The sequence below is a fragment of the Enterobacter sp. C6 genome (assembly GCF_008122455.1).
GTDB lineage: Bacteria > Pseudomonadota > Gammaproteobacteria > Enterobacterales > Enterobacteriaceae > Enterobacter > Enterobacter pseudoroggenkampii.
This window is the reverse complement of the sequence record NZ_QPFW01000100.1, coordinates 1-5,034: the sequence shown is the minus strand read 5'-3', so window position 1 is coordinate 5,034 and position 5,034 is coordinate 1. Positions and strand designations below refer to the sequence as shown.

Genomic DNA, 5,034 nt, shown 5'->3' with positions numbered 1-5,034 from the left:
GGGCGAGGCGCAGGGATGCGCCGAGAGGGCGTGGCCTGCAGGGATGCAGGCTCATGCCCGACCCGATAGCCTGAAGGAATAAGCTGAGGACAAAATTGCCGGGAGAAATTTTGGACAGCGCTTGCGCTGGCCCTGAAAGGGTGAGCCCCAGGGATGGGGCGAACAATCCGCGAAGCGGCGATTTACCGCCGGGAGCCCGGGTCGCCAGGGTGGTGGCGACTGAGCCACCCTGGCACGTTCACCGATCATGTCGTTACAGAGTAGCAAGGAACATAAAGTGAACGGAAATACCACCTTAGCCGTATGTTCCACTCACCCTAACCCTCTCCCCATAGGGGCGAGGGGATTGTTCACTGCTCGTATCATCACTCTTTACGGGTAAAGAACAACGTCACCGTGGCGACGGTGACGCCCAGTTTCTTCATCTCGGTTTTATTAAACAGGTGCGTCTCATCCTGCAGGTACATCCAGTCGTCAAAGTTCAGCAGCCAGGTGCTGCCGTTGGCCTTCACGTTCATGCTGTAATGCCAGTTGAACGCGTTGCCTGCGGCCTGCCCCGTCGCTACCCCTTCGATATCTCCCGCCGTGCCCTCATAGCGATCGGTCCCCAGGCGCCGGATATGCCAGACCCGCTGCTGCTTCTCACCGTCGTCGTAAACAAAATGTTCGTTGAGCGTCAGCGTATCGCCGATAACGTCCCCGGCAATCTCAACGTGAAAGCGGCGGATCTGCTTGCCGCTGCGATCCTGCACCATCCCCCACGCTTCGGTTTTGCCCTGGAAGAAGCGGAAGATATCCAGCCGCGGCTGCTGCTGGCGGTACTCGGTCACCTCCGTGCTACAGCCCGCCAGCAGCATCGTTAATGCCAGCACCATCATCAGGAAACGTTTCATTTTTGGCCTCCGATTAACTGCTGACGCAGCTCAGGATATTGCGTACGGGGAGCCAGCCAGATGGCCAGAAAGCGGGTACTGAACGCTTCTGACTGGCGTGGTCCCAGGGGAATAAAGGTTTTCTGAAGGACCGGATCGCGGTACCAGAACTGCCCCTGCTGGTCATCAAGGACAAACGCCAGCTGTGAGCCCGGTCGAACATCCGGCCACAGCGTCCGGAGCATCCGCAGCCAGGCTTCGCTTTGCGGTTCCTGCGCCAGGATCCCCTGCGCCTGCCACTGGTCACGGGTCGCCTCGACCAGCTCATCGCGATCGATGTCGCGCGCATAGGTAATTATCAGCGCCTGATCCTGGTTCTCCCGACCGTAACGCCCGTCCGGCGTACGCAGCTGGGAGGTATAGACGGTGAACGGCCCCCAGGTGAGCGTGGCATCGCCCACCTTACGCCACGCCAGCCAGTCGGCGGCCTGGGCCGCGGGCATGGCGATCAGCCAAAGCAGCAAAATCGCAGCTCTCATTTTTGTCTCCCCATCAGCAGGTGGAAAAACAGCATCAGCACCAGCCAACCCGGCGCCATCCAGCTGACGACGATAAAGGTCGGCTCCAGAAATGTGATGGCACCCAGCCGCTCGCCAATCAGGTACGCCACCGGGCCTCCTACGGCCGCCAGCAGTGTCAGCAGCCAGCCGGGCAACGTGGTGGCGCGCGTCAGCTGCGTCCAGACGGTGGCGAACATCAGCCACAATGCCACCATCCATAGCGGCATCAGAGACTCGCCCGTGAAGGCTAGCAGTCCCGTCAGCGCCCAGAGCGTATCCAGCAAGCTGCCCGCCGCGGCCAGCCCAATGGCGTAAAAACGGTATACAGACGGCAAGAGCAGGCATGCCAGGATCGCCAGCGTGAGCCAGACAGTCAGGCCTTGTTCTCGAAAAAGCACCACCAGCGCCCAGTAAAGATCGAACGCGACGGCCAGCAGAAAGACCTGAAGATATCGTTTCATACGCGCTCGGCGGTCAGCTGCACCACGCTGATGGTGCGGGCGTTAAACCCGGCTTCGCAGTAGCCAAAGTAGTACAGCCACATGCGGCGGAACCGCTCATCAAAGCCGAGCTTTTCAATCTCCTGCCAGGCGTGGACAAAGCGCTGCCGCCAGTGGGCCAGCGTGCGGGCATAGTCGGGACCCATGTCGAACAGATTGCGCACCACGAAATCGGTGTGGCGCGTCATCAGCTCGTTCATCGCGGTAATGCTCGGCAGGAAGCCGCCGGGAAAAATGTAGCGTTGGATAAAATCGACGCTTTTGCTGTAGTCGCGATAGCGCTGATCCTGAATAGTGATGGCCTGAATTGCCATGCGACCTCCCGGGCGCAGCCGCGCCTGGCAGGTACGGAAGAACGTGGGCAGATAGCGCCGCCCGACGGCTTCGATCATCTCTATCGAGACCAGCTTGTCGTACTGTCCGGTGAGGTCGCGATAGTCGCAGAGCAGCACCTCGACCCGATCCCGCAGCCCGGCGCGGGCGATCCGCTCGGTCGCCCAGACGTATTGCTCCTGCGATAGCGTGGTGGTGGTCACCCGACAGCCATAATGACGGGCCGCGTATTCCGCCATCGCGCCCCAGCCGGTGCCAATTTCCAACAGGTGGTCACCCGGGTTTAGCGCCAGCTGGTCGCACAACCGCGCCATTTTGGCCTGCTGAGCCGCAGTGAGATCCTGCTCGTCCTCCGTAAACAAGGCGCTGGAATAGAGCAGCTCCTTATCCAGAAAATGGGCATAGAAGGTGTTCCCCAGATCGTAATGGGCGGCAATATTTTCACGTGCCTGCGCGCGGGAATTTCGCCGCGTCCAGTGGCGTAGCCGCTCCAGCGGCCTGCCGAGCAGGCGGAACCCGTTTTCCAGACGGCCAAGCACTTCGCCGTTAAGCGCCAGAAGTTCCAGAAGCGGCGTGAGGTGCGCGGTTTCCCATTCGCCGTCCATCCAGGCTTCTGCCGCGGCAAGGCTCCCGCCCGTTAAGACGCGCCAGTAGACGCCGGGCGTGAGGATCTGCACGTCGGCATGCAGCGCGGAGGATGTCTCGCCAAAATGAAAGGTCTGCGCCCCTTCACACAGCGTGAGCGAGCCGCCGCGAATGCCGCTTAACAGACGAAAAAGCAGCCAGCGCGCAAGGCGCACGTTGCGCGGGATATCGGGTTCTAACGCAAAGACGGGATCGGTCATGAGCGTTCACTCCTGCTGACGGGATGGTTATACAGCGGCACGCGCTTGAGCCACAGGCGCAGCGCCTGCCAGTAAATGGCGAAAACGGTTTTCAGGGTCATAAGCGGGATACGCAGAAGCAGCGAACGCAGCGCGGGGCGCGTCAGAGGCTCCCGGCGCAGCGCCAGCGTGGCGTCGAACACCTTCGCTTCCTGATGATTTTCAATGTGCATATGCAGCGTGTTATCCGGGTCGTTGAAGCGCCAGTGGTAGATCATGTCCATCGGGTTGAAGGGAGAAACGTGAAACGCTTTTTTCGTGGGCTGGGCATGTTGCCCGTCGACCGCGTAATAATGACGCTCGTTCCACGGCGTGTTGCGAACCTCCGCCAGCACCCAGCGCAGGGTACCCTTCCCGTCATAGCAGTAGTAAAAGTTGACCGGATTGAAATGGAATCCGAAATAGCGCAGCTGCGTCAGGAGCATGACCCGCCCGTCCGGACGTTCCCCGGTAAGGCTCTCCAGCCTGCTCAGCACGTTCTCTTTAAGCGGCGTGCCGAGCGGGTAGTCCGCGTCGTGGAACGAGGCGGCGGCAAAGCGATTGCTCCGCACGCCGACGGACGCCAGCAGCGGCAGCTCATCGAGATCCAGCCAGGCCATAAACACGCTGTAGCGAAACTCATGGGTTTTCGGCTGCAGGCGGCGGTGGCGTAAGACGCCGTGGTAAAGGCAGCTGTTCATCTCAGTTCCCCTCTCCGGCAGCTATCGCATTGACCACGTCCAGCGCGCTGCGCACCCCGTCCTCATGAAAACCGTTGTACCAGTAGGCTCCGCAGAACCAGCTCCGCCGGTGGCCGTTGATCTCGCCGCGCCGCGCCTGCGCCCGCCAGCTTTGCGGGTTAAACAGCGGATGCTCATAAACAAAGCGTTGCAGAACGAAGCGTTCATCCACCGGCGCGTCCGGGTTCAGCGTGACGCAGAACAGCGGGCTGCCCGCAGGCAGCCCCTGCAGGATGTTCATGTTGTAGGTGACACAGGCGCTGGCCTGCGCCTGCTCGCTCAGACGGTAGTTCCAGCTGGCCCAGGCGCGCGGCCGCACAGGCAGCCAGCGCGGATCGCTGTGTAAAACGACCTCGTTGCGCTGCCAACCGATATCACCCAGCACTTCGCGCTCGGCGGGCGTCGGGTCATCAAGCATCGCCAGAGCACTGGCGGAGTGGCAGGCAAAGATCACCTGGTCGAAGGTATGGCTGGCGTCGTCGAGCTGGAGGGTGACGCCATCCGCATGGCGTTTCACACGCTGCACCGGCGCGTTCAGGCGCAGCGTCAGGCGGTCGCCCAGCTTATCCAGCATGGCGCGGATATACTCCCGCGAGCCGCCCGGGACGACGTACCACTGCGGACGATGGGTGATATCCAGCAGGCCGTGGTGGTGAAAGAAACGCAGGAAGAGCGGCAGCGGGAAACGCTTCATCTCCTGCAGCGACGAGGACCAGATGGCGGCCCCCATCGGCAGAATGTAGTGGCGCGCAAAAAACGGCGTGAAGCCGTGCTGCTGCAAAAACGTCTGCAGCGTGGCGCTCGGGTCCACCTGCCCGTCCAGCGCCGCTTTCGCCAGGCGGTTAAAGCGAACGATCTCGCCCAGCAGCCGCCAGAATGCCGGATTCACCAGGTTTCGACGCTGGGCAAACAGCGATGTCAGGGTGTGTCCGTTGTACTCAAACCCCGTCGCGGGATTGTGTACCGAAAAGCTCATCTGCGTTTTTTGCCCGCTGATGCCCAGCTCGCTGAGCAGGCCCATAAAACGCGGATAGGTGCGATCGTTATAGACGATAAACCCGGTATCGATCGCGTATGTGCCCTGTGGCGTTGCCACGTCAACCGTTGCGGTATGGCCGCCCGGCGTGGCGCCTGCTTCAAACAGGGTTACCTGATGGTGCCCGGCC

6 protein-coding genes are annotated in these 5,034 nt (G+C 61.4%); all 6 read right to left on the bottom strand.

Features of this window, described 5'->3' with window-relative positions; all coding sequences use genetic code 11:
* Window positions 1-365: 365 nt before the first annotated feature.
* Window positions 366-893 (bottom strand): DUF3833 domain-containing protein, encoded by a 528-nt coding sequence (locus DOU50_RS01310; RefSeq protein WP_148768587.1) that lies wholly within the window; start codon window positions 891-893, stop codon window positions 366-368.
* Window positions 890-1,411, bottom strand: a complete 522-nt coding sequence (locus tag DOU50_RS01305) for a hypothetical protein (RefSeq protein WP_148768586.1) — start codon at window positions 1,409-1,411, stop codon at window positions 890-892. Before DOU50_RS01305 ends, DOU50_RS01310 begins: the two co-directional genes overlap by 4 nt.
* Entirely contained in the window at window positions 1,408-1,893 is a 486-nt protein-coding gene (locus tag DOU50_RS01300; RefSeq protein ID WP_148768585.1) for a DUF2878 domain-containing protein, read from the bottom strand. The genes DOU50_RS01305 and DOU50_RS01300 overlap by 4 nt, the downstream gene beginning before the upstream one ends.
* Window positions 1,890-3,110, bottom strand: coding sequence for an SAM-dependent methyltransferase (locus tag DOU50_RS01295; RefSeq protein WP_148768584.1), 1,221 nt, complete (start codon window positions 3,108-3,110; stop codon window positions 1,890-1,892). Before DOU50_RS01295 ends, DOU50_RS01300 begins: the two co-directional genes overlap by 4 nt.
* On the bottom strand, window positions 3,107-3,829 hold the full coding sequence (locus DOU50_RS01290) for a DUF1365 domain-containing protein (protein WP_148768583.1): 723 nt from the start codon (window positions 3,827-3,829) through the stop codon (window positions 3,107-3,109). The genes DOU50_RS01295 and DOU50_RS01290 overlap by 4 nt, the downstream gene beginning before the upstream one ends.
* Window position 3,830: 1 nt before the next feature.
* The coding region (locus DOU50_RS01285; protein WP_148768582.1) for an NAD(P)/FAD-dependent oxidoreductase at window positions 3,831-5,034 on the bottom strand (1,204 nt) is incomplete at its 5' end.

Bases quoted from the DNA above. Each gene is read 5' to 3' on its own strand.
- DOU50_RS01310 (WP_148768587.1), bottom strand. From the start codon at position 893: ATGAAACGTTTCCTGATGATGGTGCTGGCATTAACGATGCTGCTGGCG.
- DOU50_RS01305 (WP_148768586.1), bottom strand. From the start codon at position 1,411: ATGAGAGCTGCGATTTTGCTGCTTTGGCTGATCGCCATGCCCGCGGCC.
- DOU50_RS01300 (WP_148768585.1), bottom strand. From the start codon at position 1,893: ATGAAACGATATCTTCAGGTCTTTCTGCTGGCCGTCGCGTTCGATCTT.
- DOU50_RS01295 (WP_148768584.1), bottom strand. From the start codon at position 3,110: ATGACCGATCCCGTCTTTGCGTTAGAACCCGATATCCCGCGCAACGTG.
- DOU50_RS01290 (WP_148768583.1), bottom strand. From the start codon at position 3,829: ATGAACAGCTGCCTTTACCACGGCGTCTTACGCCACCGCCGCCTGCAG.